The following is a 21,259-nucleotide window of genomic DNA, read 5'->3' as shown; positions in this document are numbered from 1 at the left end:
TTGTGATTGGCCGGTTTCGTAAACGGGTTCGTAAGAACCTGGATCAGTGGGTTGAAAAACGTCTGCCTCAGCAGAATGACATCACCCTGAATCAGTCACGTATTTTTATTGTGCCAACTCGTCAGGGGTTGGTTCTGTTGATTATTGCCGTACTTGTGCTGCTGTTGGCCATCAATTTCGAGAGTGCCTTGAACTATGCACTCGCATTTTGGCTCATGGCCATGCTCTGGATGGCTGTGCATTTAACCTATCGGAATCTGAGTGGATTGACGTTGACCGCGCAATCCGGAACCTTGGTGGAAGTGGGTGATGTGTCTGAACTGACCTTGGCGCTGTCCTCTACGCAAGCCCGATCCCGAGGTGTACTGGAGTGCATTCATCCGGTCTGGGGCGCGATAGCAGTTGATTTGCATGAACATGAACAGGTGGTCACCATACCGGTACCAGCAGAACAGCGCGGGCCGGTGATGCCACCCCGATTCCGCATTGAGTCTCGCTATCCTTTTGGGCTGATAGTGGCCTGGAGTTACGTAAGCATCAATGTGAAGGGGTGGGCCTATCCAAAGGCGGTTCGACAGGATCGTCAAGCGGTATCAGCCTCCGGGGATGAGGATGAGTCGACGCTGAACGATCACTTTTATAAAGAAGGCAGCGAAGACTTTCATGGATTGCGCACATACCAACCGGGGGATCCGATCCGTCGTCTACACTGGCCGGGTTTTTCCAGAGACCAGTTATTGGTGAAGTCGTTTACCGACTACCAGGCCACTGATGAAACCATCGATTGGGAGCAGTTCCCCGGACTGTCAACGGATTCTCGATTGGCGGCGATCGCCTGGTACTGTCAAAAGTTCGTTGAGCAGGGACGGCCCTTTGGCGTCGTATTACCAAATGCTGAGATTCCTGTCGGTAAAGGGGAAGACCATCTCATGCGTGTGCGCAGGCAATTAGCTGAGTTTGGTTATGACTGAGTCTGAATATATTCCGCCATATCGTCGGGTGCTGTCCCAGGCCGCCATTCGCACGTTGCTGGTTGCCCAGTTTTTCATGTTTCTTGTCTTTGTACCGTACATGCCGAACTGGTTTGTATTGGTGTTTGTCTTTGCGGTGTTTTGGCGTTGGCGGGTGATTCACGGTCAACTCAAGAAACCACCGGTTTGGCTGGTGTTATCGATGATCGTGGCCGGGATAGCTGGAATCGTCGCTTCCGGCTTCAGTCGATATTCGCTGGATACTGCCGTGGCGTTTTGCTTGCTCGGGTACCTTTTGAAAAGTCTGGAGGTTCTGCGTCGGCGTGACGGTATTTTTCAGGTGTATCTCGGTTTTTTTCTGAGCGGGGTTTATCTGTTGTATCGGTTTGACCCACTCGGGGCACTGCTGCTGGTGTTTTTGGTACTGAGCAACTTGTTGGCACTGCAGGCGGTGACCTCAGAAGGTCATTTTCGACTGCGCTATGCGCTGAAACAATCGACAGTGTTGATGATTGGAGCCGTACCGATCATGGTTGCCGGCTATCTGTTTTTCCCACGATTGCCTCCGTTATGGAACATCCCAAATGACGAAAGAGGTGCTCAGACTGGCATGTCTGATGAGATGCGTCCCGGTTCCGTTGCTGAGTTGGCGCAGTCGAACGAGCCGGCGTTCCGAGTGAGTTTTAACGGTGAACGGCCGCCAAGGGATCAATGGTACTGGCGGGGCAACACGATGAGTGTGTTCGATGGCGAAACCTGGCGTGCTCGTTATACCGCTCGCAATCCGTTTGCCTGGCCCCGTAATATCGACCTGCCGGTTGCTGAAGGCTCACGCTATGACTATACCGTCATACAGGAAAAGTCGGGCCAGCGCTGGATGTATTTCCTGGATTGGCCGGTTCAGATTGATGGCGCTGATCGTCGTATTCTGCCTGATGCCAGGGCTGCTCAGATCCGCCCGATCAATAACGTTTATCGATATCAGGCCGTCAGTAGTGATCGGGTGAGTTGGTCTGAAGAGACCGGGGCTCAGCGTCTGGATCTTGCCTTACCTCAAACGGGGAATGAGGCCTTAAGAGCCTGGGCGAACGAACGTTATCAAGAAGCGGGGTCGGATTGGGCATTTGTCGAACGGCTGTTGACTGAAATCCGGGAACAGGATTTTTACTACACGCTGCGTCCGCCACTTTATCGGGGCGAAGACAGTATCGAAGCCTTCTGGTTGGGCGAGCGACGCGGTTTTTGTGAGCATTATGCCAGTGCTATGGCCTTTATGCTGCGAGCCGTGGGGATACCGTCCCGTATTGTCGGCGGTTACCTCGGCGGCACTTACGTACCCGGTGGCGACTACATTCAGGTTCGTCAGCGTGAAGCCCATGCCTGGGTGGAGGTTTGGATCGACAGTGAATGGCATCGCGTAGATCCCACCGCTGTGGTATCACCGAATCGAATTGAAATGAATCTCGACGAACTGTTTATGGGTTCGCAGCCTGAAGAGCTATCGGTGGGAGCCCGGCTCGGTAGAGCGACATTGGTGAACCAGATGATCATGTACTGGGACAACCTCAATTATCAATGGCAGGTACTGGTGTTGGACTATGATAATAATCAGGCCATCGGCTGGTTTACATCGGCCTTTGGGGAATTTTCGCCGCTGAAAGCCGTGTTAGCCTTGCTGTCTGTGATGGGGGGATTAAGTCTTGCCTTCGGACTCTGGCTGGGGCTGATACCCATTCCCAAAGTTCAAAAAGAGCCCTATCGGTCATTGAACAAGATCGAGCGTCTTTATGGCGGTCGGGGGCAGGGTGAAACTTTGCATCAGTATGCGCAGCGTTTAGCCGGTCAGTATCCGCACCACCAGGCATTGGGGCCGTTATTGCAACAGATTGAACAGTGTATTTATGACCCTGAAACTGATCTGGACCGATACGAACTGCGTCATTTATGGCAAACTCTGCAGCAAGAGAGGAAGCAAGATTCATCACTTGTCTGAAGGTCGGTCATCCCAAGCTGTAAGACAATTATCAGGTAGCGCATTCACGTGTCCGAAGAAAAAAAACTACAACTTGAAAAGCTAAAACAACATTTTGGGCGTCGCGTCCACGAGCAGGCGCGTAGCATTGTCAACAGTTGGGGAGCGTTGCAGGAAGTTCACTGGAACGAACACTGGTATCAGGAGTTTCTGCAGTCTGCCGGAAAACTGAACAAGTTGGCCTCCCGGTATCAATTCGACCAGCTTGCCGAGTCATCTGAAGAGCTGGTGACCATGTTAGGCGAGTCGGACCGTAATCGAGCGCCAACGTCAGCCGTACTGGAACGATTGAATCAGTGCATCAGCGACATCGCGGACACCTGTTCGCGCTCGAACGATGACTTACCTCTGCAGCAGATATCTTCAGGACGGAAACCGGTTTATCTGTGTTTTAAAAACACAGACATGGCCGATACGATCAGTGAACAGCTGCATCATTTCGGAATTCCAAGCAGTCATTATCCGACTGCTGATGCGTTGCAGCAATCCATCTTGTACCGACTGCCGGCGGCGATTGTCGTCGATACAGAGTTTGACGGTAATGGAATCGATCTGATTTCCCGTCTGCAGCAGAACATGCGCGCCACCATTCCGGCCATTTTCTACAGTGAAGAAACACCAACGATAGAACAGCGACTGTCAGTGGTCCGAGCCAATGGCATCGCATTTTTTGATCACAACCTTGATTTTGGGCGTCTGGTCGAGCACCTGATGGGCATCTACGCCATGCGCAATGAACAGCCTTATCGGGTGCTGGTGGTGGATGATTCCAAATCACAGGCGTTTTACGCCGAGAAAGTCCTGAATCATGCAGGTCTTTTCACCCGTACTGTCCTCGAGCCGTTAAAGGTTTTAGAAGTCATCGACTCTTTCCAGCCGGATGCCATTCTGATGGACATGTATATGCCGGGTTGTACCGGCCCCGAACTGGCTAGGGTGATCAGGCAGCAGCCCCGATACGATGCGATTCCAATTCTTTATCTGTCTGCGGAGTCCGACGTTGAAAAGCAACTCGATGCCGTCAGCCAGGGCGGGGATGACTTCCTGACCAAGCCGGTGCCGAAAGAAGTATTGATATCGACTGTGATGAATCGCTGCCGTCGGTATCGCGGTCTGCATGAGCAGGTGATTCGCGATGGCCTGACGGGGCTGGTCGATCACAATCACAGTCTCGAGGCATTGAACCGGGCAATCGAGTCGTCCGAAGCCGAAGGTCGGCTAGTGTCTTTTGCCATGCTGGATATCGACCGATTTAAGAGCGTGAACGATACCTACGGACATGGTATGGGCGATCGCATTATTCATGCGTTAGCGCTGTTTTTAAGTCAACGGTTTCGGGTCACGGACACCATCGGTCGATACGGCGGTGAAGAGTTTGCCATCGTCTTGCCGGATACCGATGAAGCAACGGCTTGCAGACTGCTCGACGAAGTAAGAGAAGGCTTCGCTCAGGTAGAGCACCGTCGGGGTGATCTTGCCATTCAGGTGACCTTCAGTTGTGGGGTGGCACAAGCGAAGCCCGATGATGATGCGTCATCGCTAGCGCAACGGGCCGATGAAGCCCTGTATCTTGCTAAGAAGCAGGGCCGTAATGCCGTCTGTGGGTCGGATCAGTCCGACCACTCGTAAGGTTCGGTTGCAAAAGCGACGGACAGCGTACCCGGCCCCAGATTAACGCCACCAGACAGTGACATCGGCGAGACGATGAGCTGATATTTGCGCTGTTTGACGGCCGTTCTCAGGTCATTAAAACCAGGAAGGGATTGCAGATCAGACGGGTCTCCGGCGTAGCTGACCGCAACAAACGGGGACAGCAACCCATCATTCACCTTGTTGATGGTATGTTGAAACAGGAGCTCAGCCGCTTTTGAAAACTGGCGGACTTTGGTCACCGGAAAGGTCTGATCATCCAAAGCCAGGACAATCGGGCAAACATTCAGAGCTCGCCCAATCACAGCTCCAAACCAACTGACACTGTTATCGCCTTTCTTTCGAGCTCGCTCGCGAAGGTAGTACACGTCCTTCGGAACCTGATAAGCGTGTACTTTCGAACTCAGGTTATCGATGGTCCGTCGCAGGCGAGTACCGACGATATCTTTTTTAATCAGCGCTGCCGTATGTGCCGCCAGAACCGCCTGACCGGTAAAAATCGTTCGACTGTCCTGTACCCGCAAACCGATGGTTTTATCGGCATGGCGTTTCTGGATGATCGAAATCGCTTCCACGGCGTTTTCGTAAGTTGGGCTGCGTACCCGATTGACGGTTTGGATCAGAATGTCCGTGTCGCCCGCTGCGACGGCCGATTCGAGTATGCGCACAATATCGTTGGTCGACGTGGGGGCCGATTCACTGTCGGTGTTCTTGTTAAACACATCTTTGCGATAGAGCTGGATAGTTTGCTCCGTTTCACGGAAGTCCTGCATTGATTTCTGATCGTAGATGATGGTGGCAGGTAATAAGCGGATGTTCAGTTTTTCAAGCAGTGGTTTTGGCAGATCACAGGCTGAATCCACAATGAGCGTTGTCATCCTTGAATGGCTCCCTCAGGCAGTCTCGTAATGATGGTTTAAGTTGGTTATTGTAATTTTGAACAGCTTAGTATGATAAGCAACTTTTTGCACTATAGCGTAATGTGGCATGACAATCGCTTTTAATAACCAAACGAATGCGGTTTGTTTCATTGGAATCGATCAAACGGAGGCAGAATGACAGCGATAAACACGCCCGATTGGGTTAAATCCGCAGTATTTTATCAGGTATTCCCGGATCGATTTGCTCGCGGCAAGCAGCATCAGCCGCCGGCGGGGATCACCTTTAAAGACTGGGGGGCGGATCCAGCTGAACAAGGGTTTCAAGGAGGCGATCTCTACGGAGTTGCTGAACATTTGGACGACATTCAAGCGCTGGGTGTGACGGCGTTGTATCTGAACCCGATATTCAGTTCCGCATCGAATCATCGCTATCATACCTTTGACTATCGACAGGTCGACCCGTTACTGGGTGGCGATGAGGCGTTGCGCTTTCTGTTGGATGAGGCGCATCGGCGAGGCATGAAAGTGATGCTCGATGGTGTGTTTAACCACGCCTCCCGTGGCTTTTGGGCGTTTCATCACATACTCGAAAACGGTCCGGAGTCGCCGTATCTCGATTGGTTTCATATCGAGGACTTTCCATTAAATCCCTACCCGAAAGACTCTGACGAAGCACTCAATTACCGGGCCTGGTGGGACTTGCCAGCCTTGCCAAAGTTCAACACTGACAATCCTGGCGTGCGTGAGTATCTGTTTTCCGTTGCCGAACAGTGGATTCGTTTTGGTATCGATGGCTGGCGCCTCGATGTCCCGGGTGACATTGACGATGATACGTTCTGGCAGGAATTTCGTCGTCGGGTGAAAGGATTGAACCCGGATGCCTATATTTGCGGCGAAATCTGGGGTCAGGCTGAGCGATGGCTGCAGGGTGATCAGTTCGATGCTGTCATGAATTACCCCATGGGCACTGCAGCACTGAGTTACTTCGGCGCATCGACCATAAGAGAGGGTTACCAGCAGAACGAGTACGACATTGCCGCGCTGGATGCCGAAGACTTCTGTACCCGGATTGACACCGTTCAAGGTTGGTACCACCGCGACATTAACGCGGTACAACTGAACCTGATCGACAGTCATGATACGCCACGGGCTATGTGGTTGGTTCAGGAGAATGAAGCCGCTGTCGGATTAGCATTGTCGTTTTTGTTATTGATGCCCGGCGCTCCTTGTCTCTACTACGGAACAGAAATCGGCATGAGCGGCGGTAATGATCCGGATTGTCGTGGCGCCTATCCCTGGGATGACCCAGACCAATGGAAGCCGGCCATAGGTGAGACGTTCAAGGCGATGGCAAAAATCCGGCAGTCAGAGTTTTTCCATACCGATGCCGAGGTCACGTTGACCGCGTTGACCAACGACGTCCTGCTACTGGAACGAGTGTCATCCAAAGGACGACTCGTCGCCTTTATAAATCGAGGGCAAGAAGCAACGGTGTCGGTTCCGGAGCATCTGAACAATCTGTTTGCACTGTCTGAGACGGCTGAAAAGAGCAAACACCGACTAAAGGATGACATTCAACTGAAAAAAAATGCGACAGAAGTTTTCGTAAGTTAGTTTCATTTGAATGTGAAGAGTTGGATAGCAGCAAGGTTTATCAATGTGGGTGATGAATTTGTGGTAATAAAAATACAAAACAGATGGTCGCCTCGTTTATCAACCTTGTTTGACTGAAAATTGCTGACAAAGCGACTGGTTTGCAGCCCGCCAGTTCACTAGCATCGCGCGCTCAAAGACAACACACAAAGGCAAGCGCATGAACAAAACGATGGTGGCTGAGACGCTCTCGCAGTGGCAACAAAAGGAAGCTTTGGCGGAGTCGATGATTCCGATGATCGGGCATTTGTACCGCAATAATGATGTCATCACATCCATTTTCGGACGGCAGATCATTAACCAATCCACCGTTGGGTTATTGAAGTCACATCGGTTTGTAAAACAGATTGAAGGGCATGAGCTCTCGGTGACCGATACCCATGCCGTTCTGAAAACGCTGCAGACCTTAAATCTCGGCGCCGGCCATATCGACATTGGTAAGCTCGCGCTGAAATACCGAGCCCAACCCGTCGGGACGGTATTAGAACATTACCTGCGTGACGAGTTGGCCGATCTGGTTGACGGCTACGATATTAATCGACCTTACGAACGATCACCGCAAGATGTTGTGTTGTACGGCTTTGGACGTATCGGTCGCTTGCTCGCGCGCATCCTGATTGAAAAGTCTTCGGGCTCTGGCCTGCGTTTGCGCGCCATCGTGGTGCGTCCTGGTAAAGCGAAAAATGATCTGGTCAAACGGGCCAGTCTGCTGCGTCGTGATTCAGTCCATGGCAGTTTTGAAGGCACCATTCAGGTCGATGAAGCGAACCAGGCTATCATCGCCAATGGCACGTCCATTCAGGTGATCTATGCCGCGTCACCTTCCGACATCGATTACACCGCCTATGGCATTGAGAATGCCCTGATTGTCGACAACACCGGCATCTGGCGCGACGAAAAAGGTTTATCTCAGCATCTGGAAGCGAAAGGCGCGGGCAAAGTGCTGTTGACGGCTCCGGGCAAGGGTGAGTTGAAAAACATCGTTTACGGCGTGAATCAAATGGAGTTGACCGACGAAGATCGGATTGTATCTGCCGCGTCCTGTACCACCAACGCTATCACGCCGGTGTTGAAGGTATTGAATGACCAGTTTGGCATCGAAAGCGGGCATGTCGAAACCGTTCACTCCTACACCAACGATCAGAATCTGATTGATAACTACCATGCCGGTGAGCGTCGCGGTCGATCCGCTGCATTGAACATGGTGATTACCGAAACCGGTGCCGCAAAAGCCGTCGCCAAAGCTCTGCCGGAGTTGGCCGGTAAACTTACGGGCAACGCGATTCGGGTGCCGACACCGAATGTATCGATGGCGATTTTGAACCTGAACCTTGGTGCCGAAACCGACGTGGATGCATTGAATGACTTCTTGCGTGAACAGTCGTTGTATTCATCGTTGGCAAAGCAGATTGACTTTACCAATTCACCGGAAGCGGTCTCGAGCGACTTCGTTGGCAACCGCAAAACGGCGATTGTCGACAGCGGTGCAACCATCGTTCAGGGTAAACGCGCCATTCTCTACCTGTGGTACGACAACGAAGCCGGTTACAGCGCACAGGTCGTACGACTCATTCATCAAATGGCCGGTGTCAGCTACACCGTTTATCCTCGATAACGCTGAAATTGCGTCCCGAAACTCTCTCAAGGAGGTCTGTTAACAGACCTCCGTCGTGGCTATAATCGCCTGCTTTCGAACTTCCTGACTGAGAGAGACCCATGAGCAAGATTCGCACTCGTATCGCCCCGTCCCCGACAGGCGACCCGCACGTCGGCACCGCCTACATAGCACTGTTTAACAAGGTGTTTGCTGAAAGTCAGGGTGGCGAGTTCATTCTGCGCATCGAAGATACCGACCAGGCCCGTTCAACGGCTGAATCGGAACAGGCAATTCTCGACAGTCTGCGATGGCTGGGGCTGAACTGGGTCGAAGGCCCGGACGTGGGTGGTCCGCATGGGCCCTACCGTCAGTCTGAGCGTCGCGATATTTATCAGAAATATGCCCAACAGTTGATCGATCAGGGTCATGCATTTCACTGCTTCTGTACGGCTGAACGGTTAGATGAAGTGCGTGAGCAGCAGCGTGCCGCTGGTGAAGACATCGGTTATGACGGTCACTGTATGCACCTGGACCCGTCCGATGTCGCCAAGCGCATCGCCGCCGGCGAAGAGCATGTGGTCCGCATGAAAGTGCCTCAGGAAGGGGTTTGTACCATTCATGACGAGCTTCGCGACACCGTCGAAATCGATTGGAAACAAATCGACATGCAGGTGTTGATGAAGTCCGATGGTTTGCCAACCTACCACCTGGCCAGTGTGGTGGATGATCATCTGATGGAAATCAGCCACATCATGCGCGGCGAAGAGTGGATCTCCTCGACACCAAAACAGATTGCCCTGTATCAGTATTTCGGCTGGGACGTGCCAACCTACGTGCATTTGCCACTGCTGCGTAATGCCGACAAGTCCAAGCTCAGCAAGCGAAAGAACCCGACCAGCGTCACCTACTATCGTGAACTGGGCATTTTGCCGGAAGCCTTATTGAACTTCCTCGGCATGATGGGATGGACCATGCCAGACGGTGAAGAAGTATTCAGCCTGGAGCAGATGAAAGCAAAGTTTTCAGTAGAACGAATTTCTCTGGGTGGCCCGGTCTTCGATCAGGAAAAACTGAACTGGCTCAACGGCAAATACCTGCGCGAACATCACACGCCGGAGCAACTGTTGCAGCGGCTGGTTGATTGGAAGTTCAATGCTGAGTTCGCCACTCAGTTGATGCCGTTGGCTCAGACGCGCGCTGAAACCTTAGGCGATATTGCGCCGCTGCTCGCGTTCTTCTTCCAGGGTACCTTGGCCATTACCGAGGACAGTTTTGCCTCGGTGAAGTTGGAAACCGAAGAGCTTAAACAGGTGCTTCAGTTGATTCTGTGGAAGCTGGAAACACAGCGCCACTGGGAGAAAGACAATATCTTTGCGGATATCAAAGCCATTGCCGACTTCAAAGAACTGAAGTTCAAAGACATCAACGCCCCGTTGTTTATTGCCATAACCGGTAGTACCGCATCGGTGTCGGTAATGGATGCCATGGCTATTCTCGGTCCGGATATCACCCGTGGCCGCATCCGCTATGCGATTAATGTGCTCGGTGGCCTGGGCAAGAAGAAGCTGAAATCGCTCGAGAAAGAGTACAAAAGCTTCGCTCAGTTCCTGGATTGATTAAAAGTTAGCTAACTTATTGAATTCGCTGAAAAAAAACTGATAAAAAGCGTTGACAGGGCAGTGAGGCGTCTTTACTATACGCCTCACCTGTTTAGGGGCTATAGCTCAGCTGGGAGAGCGCCTGCATGGCATGCAGGAGGTCAGCGGTTCGATCCCGCTTAGCTCCACCAAATTTTAAAAAGCCACTCGTTCGAGTGGCTTTTTTCGTTTCTGGGTTTTTATCATTGAGCTAACAGCTAACAGCTAACAGCTAACAGCTAACAGCTAACAGCTAACAGCTAACAGCTAACAGCTTGTCGCTTACATCTAGCCGCCCGGACCTTCCGTTCTGTATAATGCCGCAAATTCGTCATGGGCCTCTGTATGACCAACCCCCTCTATCGGAAGGATATCGTTTCCATTTCAGATCTGAGTAAGACTGACCTGGAACTGATCGTGAAGTTAGCGTCTATCTTCAAAAAACAGGGGCCCGGTCCCTATCTTCAGCAAAAAGTCATCGCCAGCTGCTTCTTCGAAGCCTCCACCCGCACTCGACTCTCATTTGAAACCGCAGTTCAGCGCTTGGGTGGCTCATTGATCGGTTTTTCAGACGGGGCCAATACGTCGACTAAAAAAGGCGAGACCCTGACCGACAGCATTCACATGATTTCTTCCTATGCCGATGCCATAATCATGCGCCATCCGCGCGAGGGCGCGGCCCGGTTGGCCGCCGAGGTTGCTGATGTCCCGGTGATTAACGGCGGTGACGGTGCCAACCAGCATCCGTCCCAGACACTGCTGGATCTGTTTACCATCTTTGAATGTCAGGGAACGCTCGATAATCTTTCAATTGCCTTTGTCGGCGATCTGAAATACGGCCGCACCGTGCACTCTTTGGCGCAGGCCATGTGTCACTTTAATCCGACCTTTTACTTTGTCGCCCCCGATGTCCTGAAAATGCCCGGTTACATAGAAGACGGCCTGGTGGCGCAGGGCGTGACGTTCGAGTACGTGTCGTCGCTGGAAGAGGTCGTTGAGAAAGTCGATGTACTTTATATGACCCGGGTGCAGAAAGAGCGCTTTGATCCGACCGAGTACATGCACATTGCCTCTCGCTACGTATTAACGGCCGACATGTTGAGTTCAGCCAAGCCAGACATGAAAGTGCTGCATCCACTGCCGCGGGTGGATGAAATTCACCCGGATGTCGATCGAACCCGTCATGCCTATTACTTTACCCAGGCCGAAAATGGCGTGTATGCGCGTGAGGCTCTGATGTCATTGGTCATGAATGAGGTTATCGAGGAGCTTGAGTATGCGTGAGACCATGGCCGTAGAAGCCATTGAAAATGGCACCGTGATTGATCACATCCCAGCAGGGCAGGGATTGAACATTTTGTCCCGTATTCAGGTGCGCAATTCCCAGGCACGGGTGACTGTCGGGCTCAATCTGAGATCCGGAGGCAATGGCACCAAAGACATTATTAAAGTGGAAGGCTGGCTGTTCAGCGAGTTCGATGCTGCCGAAATGGCCCTGTACGCGCCGAATGCGACCGTGAACATCATCGAAGATTACCAGGTCAGGAAGAAGTTCCCGATTGGTTTACCGGCGGAGTTTACCGGCATTTTTGATTGCCCGAACAGCAATTGCATTTCTCACACAGAGCCGGTTGCTACCCGGTTTTATGTGCGAGAACAGGTCCGGCCAATCCAGTTGACCTGCCATTTTTGCGAACGCAGCTTTACCGACAGTCTGTTTACCCGAAACGGGTAGGAAATGCTGTTAGATCAGTTGCTTATTTCTGTTCCTTCCTTATAGTGAACGCCTTTTAGGTCTACCGATTGACGGGAGTTTTGACGGTACATGGATACCCTGAACAAGCTGCATGAAGACGCGCTGGCAGCTGTAAATGACGCAACCAATGCGCAGGCGCTGGACGAAATTCGAGTCAAATATCTGGGAAAGAAGGGTGATATCACCGCTCAGCTGAAGTCACTTGGTCAGTTGTCGCCGGAAGAACGTCCCGCCGCGGGTGCCCGCATTAACGAAGTCAAAGAAGCGGTGGCAGAAGCCATCCAGGCTCGTAAAGGCTACCTCGAAGAAAATGCCCTGGCCGAAAAGCTGGCGGCGGAAACCATCGATGTGACGGCACCCGGACGTCGTAAAGCCGCCGGTGGTCTGCATCCGGTGACCATGACACTGCGTCGGATGGAAGGCTTCTTTACCAACATCGGGTACGACATCGCCACCGGACCGGAAATCGAAGACGATTATCACAACTTCGAAGCCCTGAATATTCCATCGCATCACCCGGCACGGGCGATGCACGATACCTTTTATTTCGATGCCAAAACCCTGCTTCGGACGCACACGTCTCCCGTTCAGGTCCGAACCATGGAAAACTCGGAACCACCGATCCGCATTGTCTGCCCAGGTCGCGTTTATCGCTGCGATTCCGACTTAACGCACAGCCCGATGTTCCACCAGATGGAAGGGTTGATGATCGATGAAAAAGTCAGTTTTGCCGACTTAAAAGGCACCCTCGAAGAGTTTCTGCGGGTCTTCTTCGAAAAAGAACTGCCGGTCCGTTTCCGACCATCCTACTTCCCGTTCACTGAACCCAGTGCCGAGGTGGATATCGAATGTGTCATGTGCAGCGGTGAAGGCTGCCGTGTTTGCAGCCACACTGGCTGGCTCGAAGTGCTCGGTTGCGGCATGGTGCACCCGAATGTTCTGAAAGCGTCCGGTGTCGATCCGGAGAAATACCAGGGCTTTGCCTTTGGTATGGGGGTCGAGCGTATGGCGATGCTCCGTTATGGCGTCAACGATCTGCGCCTGTTCTTCGAGAACGATCTGAAATTCCTGAGTCAATTCAATTAAGAAAGGTAAGGACGACACAGTACAATGAAATTCTCTGAAAAATGGTTACGTCAGTGGGTTAACCCGTCTATTACCTCACAGGAACTGATGGATCAGGTCACCATGGCCGGTCTGGAAGTGGATGGCTCTGAAAAAGCCGCTGAAGACTTTTCAGGTGTGGTCGTGGGTGAAATTTTATCCTGTGCTCAACACCCCAATGCCGACAAACTGCAGGTTTGCCAGGTGACCAACGGAACCGATACCGTCCAGGTCATTTGTGGCGCACCTAACGCACGCCAGGGCCTGAAAGTTGCGTTTGCCGAAGTCGGTGCGGTTTTACCCGGCGACTTCAAAATCAAAAAAGCCAAGCTTCGACAAGAAGAAAGCTTTGGCATGCTGTGCTCGGAAAAAGAACTGGGTTTGTCAGAGGCGCACGACGGCATCATGGAACTGGCTACCGACGCCGTCGTTGGTGCCGATCTGCGTGAGTATCTCGAACTCGACGACCTGATTATTGATGTCGACCTGACACCAAACCGCGCTGACTGTCTCTCGTTGCGAGGCCTTGCCCGTGAAGTGGGCGTTCTGAACAAAGCATCTGTTACCGAACCAACCATCGCGCCGGTGGCTGCGGTTCATCAGGAAACCTTCCCGGTTAACCTGATCGATACCAAAGGTTGTCCGCGTTATGTAGGCCGAGTGCTTAATGATGTGGATGTGTCCGTATCGACTCCAGTGTGGATGGCTGAGCGCCTGCGCCGCAGTGGTATTCGATCCATCGACCCGGTCGTCGACGTCACCAACTACGTCATGCTTGAACTGGGTCAGCCGATGCACGGCTTTGATCTCGATGAACTGGCTGAACGCATTGACGTTCGCCGTGCCGAAAAGGGTGAAAAAATTACCCTGTTGGACGGGCAGGAGATTGAGCTGACCGAACAGATTCTGGTGATTGCCGATGCCAAAGGGCCACTGGCCATGGCAGGTATCATGGGCGGCGAAAACAGTGGTGTGTCCACTAAGACCACCCGGGTGTTCCTGGAGTCGGCATTCTTCGCACCGATTCAAATCGCCGGTAAAGCCCGCGGCTACGGTCTGCATACCGACTCAAGCCACCGCTTTGAGCGTGGTGTTGACAGTCAGTTGCAGGAAATGGCCGTTGAACGCGCAACTCAACTGTTGGTGGACATCTGTGGCGCCAAGCCCGGTCCTCTGATCGTTGAAGAAAACAAAGACACCGTACCGGTGCCGGCCGAAATTGAACTCTATGCCGAGGTGGTATCGTCCAGTCTGGGTATGGAACTGAGCGACCAAACCATTCGTCAGATTCTAACCGGCCTTGAGTTCAGCATTCTGGCGGAGCAGGACGGCTACTGGAAAGTGCGTGCACCGTCCTGGCGGTTCGATATGGCCATTCAGGCTGACCTGATTGAAGAAATCGCCCGCATTTACGGCTATAACAACCTGCCGGTGACGGCACCCATGGCGGCCATGAAACCGCAGGGGCCGAAAGAGCAGGCGACCGATGTGAATCTGCTGGTCGACCGAATGGTGTCTTTGGGCTACCAGGAAGCGATTACCTACAGTTTTGTGGAACCAGCGGCGCAGAAAGCCATGTTCCCGAAAAAAGACGGCATCGAACTGGCCAATCCGATCTCAGCGGATATGTCCGTTATGCGGGTGTCTCTGTGGCCTGGCCTGTTAAAAGCCCTGCAGCATAACCTCAACCGTCAGCAGGACAACGTTCGCCTGTTTGAAACCGGTCAACGCTTCCGTCAGGAAGAAAAAGGGCTGGCTCAGATCGACATGTTGGCCGGTGTCGTGACCGGCTCCCGTTTGGCACAGGGTTGGTACGAAAGTGGCGAAACTGTCGACTTTTATGACGTAAAAGGCGATTTGGAACAGCTGCTGGCCCTGATCAAAGGCGTTGAGTTCGAATTTGTCACCGGCAAAAACAGCGCATTGCACCCCGGTCAATGTGCCCGAATCGAACGAAACGGCAAGCTGGTGGGCTATATCGGCGCTTTGCACCCGAACCTTGCTAAGCAGTATGGGTTCAAAAAGGACGTATTCCTGTTCGAACTGCGGCTTGACCGAACCTTGCCAGCTGAGCTGCCAAGCTTTGAGCCACTGTCACGTCACCCGGCGTCGACCCGCGATTTAGCCGTGGTTGTTGATGAAGATGTCTCGGTCAGTTCAGTGATGGACACCGTTCGAGAAATGGCCGGAGAGGACCTGATATCCTTAAACCTCTTCGACATCTATCGAGGCAAAGGCATTGATTCCAAACGAAAAAGTCTGGCAATGGGCTTGACCTGGCAGAATCCTTCGCGCACTCTTACTGATGACGAAATTAATCGATTCATGGAATCGATCATCAAAACACTGCAAACCAGACTGGATGCGGTGCTCAGAGGTTAAGGAGCTGGCATGGCCCTGACTAAAGCTGAAATGGCCGATCGTCTATATGAAGAGCTGGGCCTGAATAAGCGCGAAGCAAAGGAAATGGTCGAGATCTTTTTCGAGGAAATTCGGGAAAGTCTCGTCCATAATGAACAGGTGAAGTTGTCAGGATTCGGCAACTTCGATTTGCGTGATAAGCGTCAACGACCGGGTCGGAACCCGAAAACCGGCGAAGAGATCCCCATCTCTGCACGTCGGGTTGTCACGTTCCGTCCAGGCCAGAAATTGAAGGTAACCGTCGAGTCTTATGCTGGAACCCAGCCAGAATGATGAATTACCTGTAATACCAGGGAAACGGTATTTCACCATTGGTGAAGTGAGCGAACTGTGCGCTGTAAAGCCGCATGTCCTACGTTACTGGGAGCAGGAATTTCCGCAACTCAGCCCCGTTAAACGACGGGGCAATCGTCGTTACTATCAACGTGACGACGTTCTGCTCATTCGTCAGATTCGACATCTCCTTTATGAAGACGGCTTTACCATTGGCGGTGCTCGCCAAAAGCTTTCGGAACCGGGCGATGCCGAACAGGTGCAGCAGGAACAGCAAGCGCTGATCCGCGAAATGATCGTCGAGCTGGAAGCCGTTTTAGAACTCCTTAACGTCGATTAACTTTTAAAAAACTCTTTACTTTTCAATCGGTTAGAATAAACTAGCCAATCTTAGTCGGGCATTAGCGCAGTCTGGTAGCGCATCGTCATGGGGTGGCGAGGGTCAGAGGTTCAAATCCTCTATGCCCGACCAATCTTCTTTCCCCAACTCCAAACTCAGTTCTCGAAATACGCCACCTAAAGCGGTGTGGGCCAGAGCCGGTTGCGGCGCAGTCCAAATACACTATGCCCGACCAATATCTTTTAACTTAGAATGCCCTGCTATATGATGTCATTTTGACAAGAGCTGATTGTTTGGTTGTTTGTTGTAGTGGTTCTTGCAAGTTTTTTCATCCGCCATATCGGTCATGATTCATGAAAAATCTACTTATTGTGATAGTTGTGATATTTGCCTTATCGAGGTTGGTACCTTCGTATCTTGATAATGGAAGAACACCAGCTGTGAGCGAACCGTCAGAGATCGTGAAGCAATATGAAAATACGTTGAATGAAACGGTCAGTCAGAGGTTTGTCTGTGATGGGCGCGAGTACTGCAGTCAAATGACTTCTCGCGCGGAAGCGGTCTACTTTACGAGGCATTGCCCAAACACCAAAATGGACGGCGATGGTGATGGTATTCCTTGTGAAAGCGATTCTCGTTGGTAAATGCGACGGGCTTTGAGCAGAAAGAAGATAAACAGTGCTTCGAATGCCTTTTTAAAGTGAAGTGCGTTGTATCAACCTGCTCGTAAGATGACTTGTAATGTTCACGCTGATCTGCCGGAAATGATCAGGTTCGTCACTTCATTTTCAAAACGGCCATCAACCACGATGGCCTTTTTATTGGCTGTAAACTTTTCATCCGCTCCTTCAGTTTCTTAACCGTTTCTGAATTGAAAGGTGCTATTACCGTCATTGATGTGTTAATTGCGCAAGAGTGACCAGTATCATTGATTTAAGGGCGAATGCCGGAGGCGACGGCCTGTTTATCGGCATCGATTACGCCCGCATGGTGGAGCTGTTCCGCCACGGCAACGGGCAGGGTGTACACATGGCCGCATTTGAGCTGGTGCGGGGTGTTATCGACCAGAGCGAGCACGTCGACGGTTTCGGGTGTATCGCCCTGTTCAGGATCGGGCGGCGGTTGTTTACTTGCAGGCGGCGGAGTGGTGGATTCTGGCGGGGTTTATTATTCATCGGGTGGGGTTGTTTGTTCAGTGGCGGGCTTTAGGTTATCGGGTTCGGTTGGTTTTGCGGTTTGCCATGGTTTTTCTCCGTGGTTAGAAACGAAAAAGTCCCGCTCGGTGGCGGGGCTCTGGTTTGTTTTTAATGTTAGCCTTAATAGTTATTTTCGGCTTTTGTGTCCGTGCTTTTTTGGATCTAGATTTATTTGCTATTCATTTAAAACTAGGTAGCATCAATTAAGCTTATTGAATAGCCTGAGCGTGAGATTTCGGCTTTTTTATATTTACAAGCCCAATCTTTGGTTGCTCTTTTAACAAAGTTTTTGTCTTCTTCAGAAATATTCCATCCAAAAATGATAGATTTTACTGCTTGCGTATTGATAGGAGATTTTTGTTTCAAAGCAGCTTCTTTTTTGCGTCCTTTGACAATTCTAAACTCTTTTTCATAGCCCCAATCTTCGTACTTTGTTTCAATTAGTGTTTCTATCAAACTAACGGTTCCGTCTATTGAAGTTAAATCAAAGCTTGAGAAACTTATCTTTGGTGGATGTTTGCGATATTTCACTTCGATCCAATGCCTTTCTTCAAGTTCGTTTAGAATATTCATAGGTTCAAATTCTAGAACCCATCCTTTGTAGTTATTAGTGTAGTGGGCCCACTGGATTGGACTGTTGGGGTTATTAGACGCTGAAAAAACTCCTCCGGCTGTCTCAATGTGGTTCGCAATGAACTCAATCATAAGATTGTTCAGTTCTCTCTTAGTGTTCTTGTTTCCTCTATATTCGACGGAATAACGGACTTGGTCTTCATAGGTGATGTGACCAAATTTATACTGAAGTTCCAAAAACTTATCAGTTGATTCCGGTGAAATGTCGATTTGACAACTAAACTCAAACGGATCATTGAGTTGCACCGGTTGTGAAAAATAAAAGTAGCCCTGTTCAATGGCTTCTCGATTGTACTTTGTTGGACTAAAAAATTTATAAAGAGATGTAGGTATCCTCTTCATTGCACACCCTGATAGTTTAAAAACTTCATTAGTCTTGACTATAAAACACAAGATCCCTGCAGTTTCAATGTCGCTGCAAATTCAGCGGCCCGGAGTTGGCGTTCTGGACTCGATGGCGGACACACCGCCCTAGAAGCGGTTTTTTTGTGCCCGTAGCACAGGCGGGCCGTGCGTGGGGGCCTTGTGCCCACCGGATCCAATGAGCCGGTACGCCAACCCGTACGGTTCCGCTCACCCAAGTTGGCGTTTGGGTGAGTGGCTAGCAGACTCGATGGAGATCGTTATGAACACTCAATCAGTGACCACCGTCGTGTTTCACGGCCACCAGCTCACCACCTTGGAACACCATTCAGAAACCTATGTTGCGATGAAGCCTGTCTGTGAGGCTATTGGCCTGCAATGGGAAGCTCAATTAAAGCGGATCCGCCGTAATCCGGTGCTTAGAACCAGCATGTCCATGATGGACATTCAGATGGAAGGTGATGATTAACACCGTAAAGTGGCTTGCTTACCCCTCAAGTACCTCAACGGCTGGCTATTCGGCGTCGACGCCAACCGAGTCAAACCCGAAATCTGCGAAAACCTGCTGATGTACCAGCGCGAGTGCTATGACGTGCTACACCAGCACTGGCAGCAGCGCCACAGCGGCGATCGGATGCCGGTGAGCCTATCCGAAGGCGATGTGATCAATTCTCATGCCCTGGATGTCCATATCGAGCATATCTACCGGGATTGGGTCGAATCGGTCGGTCCAGCCCTGCGGATGATCGGGTACCCGAAGTGGGGTGACCTGAATGAACTGATTCAGGTTTAGCATTGGTTGGCGAAGGGGTTGAATTTGAAGAAGCGGTTGTGTTGATGGAGAAAGCCCAGCGGTTGCAAGGCTACCATTGCAGTCTGGGTGCAAGCCATTTTAGTGCACTAAAACTGCACTTTCTGATCCACCTGAAATGACGAAAAGGATTATGCCGCCAATAATTAGCCAACCAATCAACTTGCCTTGCAAAGCATCGACTTTTCTACTCCTGCCAGATTTAGTAGTAGGAATTCCGGTAGTGGTAGCTATTTTTCTTTTGAAGTTCCTTTTTGATTTCTTCAGTGGGTTCATCGCCGGAGTCCTTCTTATTCGTTGCTGAGGTTTGGACTATAGTCATAATTGCAAGTATATTCCAGTGTCTTACTAATCACTCAAGCAGCCTATAAATTATGACTGTATCAAGACGGCTGTAACGGTCCTACGGTAGACTGTTTAGCCGAAGTGGAGTGACCTGAATGAGTGGACTCAGGCGTCGCTTTGGCTATCAATGGGATTGAGTTTGAAGAAGGAGTTGCATAGATGGTGAAAGCCCTGCGTTTGCGGGGCTTCATTTGCCAATTGTGTGCTTAGGAGAGTCAACCGCAGTTTTTCAATGAATCCCTTCAAACTTCTGAACTTTTGTATCGACTCGGATCGTGCCTCTCACGGTAGTCCATTTGGGTCATTGCTTCCGGAATATCTGACAACCTTTGAACTGATGGCTCAATGTGGTTTTTACTAATATTGAACTCTGGGTACTTCCCATAGATTCTAGGATGAAGTTCAGCCGCCACAGCAACATCTGCTGCTGATACGTATCTGCCTGCCCAATATTCGATCTTACTTTTGAGAGATGTCCCATCCCACGTTTTAGTTTTAATTTTCTTTTGCGCATCAAACCACTGATACGCAATTCTCACACAATCTGGGTGTTCATGTAGCCGGTCTGCTTTTGGAATGCCTCGACCATAATCAGTCCTTTTTTTCGCTTCTTCTATATCGTTATCAGTAATCATCGATTCACCTCACATTTCAAGAAAATGTCTTTCGACTATCTCACAGTTTTTTTGACAATAAAATGGATGGTTATCGGTATATGTAAGTGGGTTATGCGTGCTGGACGCGGAAGCGGGAGGCGCTCTTTTTAAAGGCTTCGAATGAGTCGTTCTTATCGACACGCGCAGGCGCTGCGTCACGGTTTTGAACCCGAACGTAGTAGCGTTCTTGCTGTTCGCGTTTGATGTCTTTGATTGACTTCATATACAAGCCTAGGTTTTTTGCTAGAGCATTTAAATATTAGCGTAGGAGCTAACAAAATTTAGCTCAGAGTTAAATCTTTGTTAAGTGGCAACATAGACATTGTGGTGAAAAAATCTACATTTAATGGAGGTTCTGGGCTTAAAATGCCTTTATAACACTGTTCTTAGTATGCATAACCAGTTAAGAGAGGCTTACCCTCCCTTAACCTGCCAATGAACGCAGAATTAACTCACCGCATTCTGATAAGGCTTCACAGCCCCACCCACATCCATCAGGCCGCCACCGGCGCGCATCCAGCACAGAAAGCCCACCTGGCCTTTCTCGGCGTACTTTGAGTCGGTCATACGGAACAGCAGAATCTGCATAACGTCCCGGATAAGGTACTTGGAGAGGTCACCAAACAAAATAGACTTCGCACTGGCGGCCATTTTCGGCATGTGCTGGTTAATGGTGTAGCCGTAACCGTTAATAGTGTCGGGCTCTTTCACGTCAAAACCGGGCATCCAGAGCGGTTTTTTGGTGGTTGGGTCCGTGAGCTTTTTCAGGGCTTTCAGGGTCATGTCGTGGAACATGAACCAGGCGTTGTTGCGGTAGGCGGGGTCTACGAAGTGGATCAGGTCCAGCACGTCGTCGGTGATGCTCTAGGCAGTCTCATTTTACCCGAAATCAATAGCAGTAGATCAGGCCGCGGTCTTTGGCCGTTTTTCTTTACGCTCT

20 protein-coding genes, 2 tRNA genes and 1 pseudogene are annotated in these 21,259 nt (G+C 50.9%); 17 read left to right on the top strand and 6 right to left on the bottom strand.

Annotated features, from left to right (window positions below; translation table 11 throughout):
• Window positions 1–2: 2 nt before the first annotated feature.
• Genes MED297_RS08255 through MED297_RS08245 form a run of 3 tightly spaced genes read left to right on the top strand, consistent with a single transcriptional unit; the run spans window position 3 to window position 4,632 of the window.
• A complete protein-coding gene (locus tag MED297_RS08255) occupies window positions 3–971 on the top strand; it encodes a DUF58 domain-containing protein (RefSeq protein WP_008043989.1) in 969 nt (322 codons plus the stop codon).
• On the top strand, window positions 964–2,964 hold the full coding sequence (locus tag MED297_RS08250) for a transglutaminase TgpA family protein (RefSeq protein WP_008043988.1): 2,001 nt from the start codon (window positions 964–966) through the stop codon (window positions 2,962–2,964). The genes MED297_RS08255 and MED297_RS08250 overlap by 8 nt, the downstream gene beginning before the upstream one ends.
• Window positions 2,965–3,012: 48 nt before the next feature.
• The gene (locus tag MED297_RS08245; RefSeq protein WP_008043986.1) at window positions 3,013–4,632 is read left to right on the top strand and encodes a GGDEF domain-containing response regulator; all 1,620 of its coding nucleotides are present in this window, start codon (window positions 3,013–3,015) and stop codon (window positions 4,630–4,632) included.
• Here MED297_RS08245 and MED297_RS08240 read toward each other — a convergent pair.
• The gene (locus MED297_RS08240) at window positions 4,614–5,531 is read right to left on the bottom strand and encodes a DegV family protein (RefSeq protein WP_008043985.1); all 918 of its coding nucleotides are present in this window, start codon (window positions 5,529–5,531) and stop codon (window positions 4,614–4,616) included. The genes MED297_RS08245 and MED297_RS08240 overlap by 19 nt on opposite strands.
• Window positions 5,532–5,708: 177 nt before the next feature.
• On the opposite strand from MED297_RS08240, the gene MED297_RS08235 reads away from it, so the two are divergent.
• The 13 genes from MED297_RS08235 (at window position 5,709) to MED297_RS22045 (ending at window position 17,577) form a co-directional block, all read left to right on the top strand.
• A complete protein-coding gene (locus tag MED297_RS08235; RefSeq protein WP_008043984.1) occupies window positions 5,709–7,148 on the top strand; it encodes a glycoside hydrolase family 13 protein in 1,440 nt (479 codons plus the stop codon).
• 199 nt (window positions 7,149–7,347) lie between these two features.
• On the top strand, window positions 7,348–8,802 hold the full coding sequence (locus MED297_RS08230) for a glyceraldehyde-3-phosphate dehydrogenase (protein ID WP_008043983.1): 1,455 nt from the start codon (window positions 7,348–7,350) through the stop codon (window positions 8,800–8,802).
• 101 nt (window positions 8,803–8,903) lie between these two features.
• Window positions 8,904–10,400 carry a glutamate--tRNA ligase gene (gene gltX, locus MED297_RS08225; RefSeq protein WP_008043982.1) on the top strand — a complete coding sequence of 499 codons (1,497 nt, stop codon included), beginning with the start codon at window positions 8,904–8,906 and terminating at the stop codon, window positions 10,398–10,400.
• A 97-nt stretch (window positions 10,401–10,497) separates the two neighbouring features.
• Window positions 10,498–10,573, top strand: a tRNA-Ala gene (locus MED297_RS08220).
• 193 nt (window positions 10,574–10,766) lie between these two features.
• Window positions 10,767–11,705 (top strand): aspartate carbamoyltransferase, encoded by a 939-nt coding sequence (gene pyrB / locus MED297_RS08215; RefSeq protein WP_040556754.1) that lies wholly within the window; start codon window positions 10,767–10,769, stop codon window positions 11,703–11,705.
• Complete coding sequence (gene pyrI, locus MED297_RS08210; protein WP_008043980.1) at window positions 11,698–12,156, top strand: aspartate carbamoyltransferase regulatory subunit; 459 nt, start codon at window positions 11,698–11,700, stop codon at window positions 12,154–12,156. The genes pyrB and pyrI overlap by 8 nt, the downstream gene beginning before the upstream one ends.
• Window positions 12,157–12,246: 90 nt before the next feature.
• Window positions 12,247–13,263 carry a phenylalanine--tRNA ligase subunit alpha gene (gene pheS / locus MED297_RS08205; protein ID WP_008043979.1) on the top strand — a complete coding sequence of 339 codons (1,017 nt, stop codon included), beginning with the start codon at window positions 12,247–12,249 and terminating at the stop codon, window positions 13,261–13,263.
• A 24-nt stretch (window positions 13,264–13,287) separates the two neighbouring features.
• A complete protein-coding gene (pheT, locus tag MED297_RS08200) occupies window positions 13,288–15,663 on the top strand; it encodes a phenylalanine--tRNA ligase subunit beta (RefSeq protein ID WP_008043977.1) in 2,376 nt (791 codons plus the stop codon).
• Between the two features lie 9 nt (window positions 15,664–15,672).
• Window positions 15,673–15,975 (top strand): integration host factor subunit alpha, encoded by a 303-nt coding sequence (ihfA, locus tag MED297_RS08195; protein ID WP_008043975.1) that lies wholly within the window; start codon window positions 15,673–15,675, stop codon window positions 15,973–15,975.
• Entirely contained in the window at window positions 15,953–16,315 is a 363-nt protein-coding gene (locus tag MED297_RS08190; RefSeq protein WP_008043973.1) for a MerR family transcriptional regulator, read from the top strand. The genes ihfA and MED297_RS08190 overlap by 23 nt, the downstream gene beginning before the upstream one ends.
• Before the next feature lie 55 nt (window positions 16,316–16,370).
• A tRNA-Pro gene (locus tag MED297_RS08185) sits at window positions 16,371–16,447 on the top strand.
• Window positions 16,448–16,668: 221 nt separating this feature from the next.
• On the top strand, window positions 16,669–16,959 hold the full coding sequence (locus MED297_RS22605) for an excalibur calcium-binding domain-containing protein (RefSeq protein WP_008043972.1): 291 nt from the start codon (window positions 16,669–16,671) through the stop codon (window positions 16,957–16,959).
• Window positions 16,960–17,406: 447 nt separating this feature from the next.
• Window positions 17,407–17,577 (top strand): hypothetical protein, encoded by a 171-nt coding sequence (locus MED297_RS22045; protein ID WP_008043970.1) that lies wholly within the window; start codon window positions 17,407–17,409, stop codon window positions 17,575–17,577.
• Between the two features lie 123 nt (window positions 17,578–17,700).
• On the opposite strand, the gene MED297_RS08180 is transcribed toward MED297_RS22045, so the two are convergent.
• On the bottom strand, window positions 17,701–18,486 hold the full coding sequence (locus tag MED297_RS08180; RefSeq protein ID WP_008043968.1) for a DUF2971 domain-containing protein: 786 nt from the start codon (window positions 18,484–18,486) through the stop codon (window positions 17,701–17,703).
• Between the two features lie 199 nt (window positions 18,487–18,685).
• Here MED297_RS08180 and MED297_RS22510 point away from each other — a divergent pair.
• Window positions 18,686–19,300, top strand: a pseudogene (locus tag MED297_RS22510) (phage antirepressor N-terminal domain-containing protein).
• A gap of 99 nt (window positions 19,301–19,399) precedes the next feature.
• Here the strand turns inward: MED297_RS22510 and MED297_RS22040 are convergent.
• The 4 genes from MED297_RS22040 to MED297_RS08165 all read right to left on the bottom strand — a co-directional run bounded on the left by MED297_RS22040 (window position 19,400) and on the right by MED297_RS08165 (window position 21,168).
• Window positions 19,400–19,594, bottom strand: a complete 195-nt coding sequence (locus MED297_RS22040) for a hypothetical protein (RefSeq protein WP_154650877.1) — start codon at window positions 19,592–19,594, stop codon at window positions 19,400–19,402.
• Between the two features lie 311 nt (window positions 19,595–19,905).
• A complete protein-coding gene (locus MED297_RS08170; protein ID WP_008043962.1) occupies window positions 19,906–20,298 on the bottom strand; it encodes a hypothetical protein in 393 nt (130 codons plus the stop codon).
• 91 nt (window positions 20,299–20,389) lie between these two features.
• Window positions 20,390–20,542, bottom strand: a complete 153-nt coding sequence (locus MED297_RS22035; protein WP_008043961.1) for a hypothetical protein — start codon at window positions 20,540–20,542, stop codon at window positions 20,390–20,392.
• 224 nt (window positions 20,543–20,766) lie between these two features.
• Window positions 20,767–21,168 (bottom strand): phage major capsid protein, encoded by a 402-nt coding sequence (locus MED297_RS08165; protein WP_008043960.1) that lies wholly within the window; start codon window positions 21,166–21,168, stop codon window positions 20,767–20,769.
• Window positions 21,169–21,259: the final 91 nt, after the last annotated feature.

This window comes from Reinekea blandensis MED297 (genome assembly GCF_000153185.1).
Classification (GTDB): Bacteria; Pseudomonadota; Gammaproteobacteria; order Pseudomonadales; family Natronospirillaceae; genus Reinekea; species Reinekea blandensis.
Note: the sequence above shows the minus strand (reverse complement) of the source record. Positions and strands in the feature narration are given on the sequence as shown.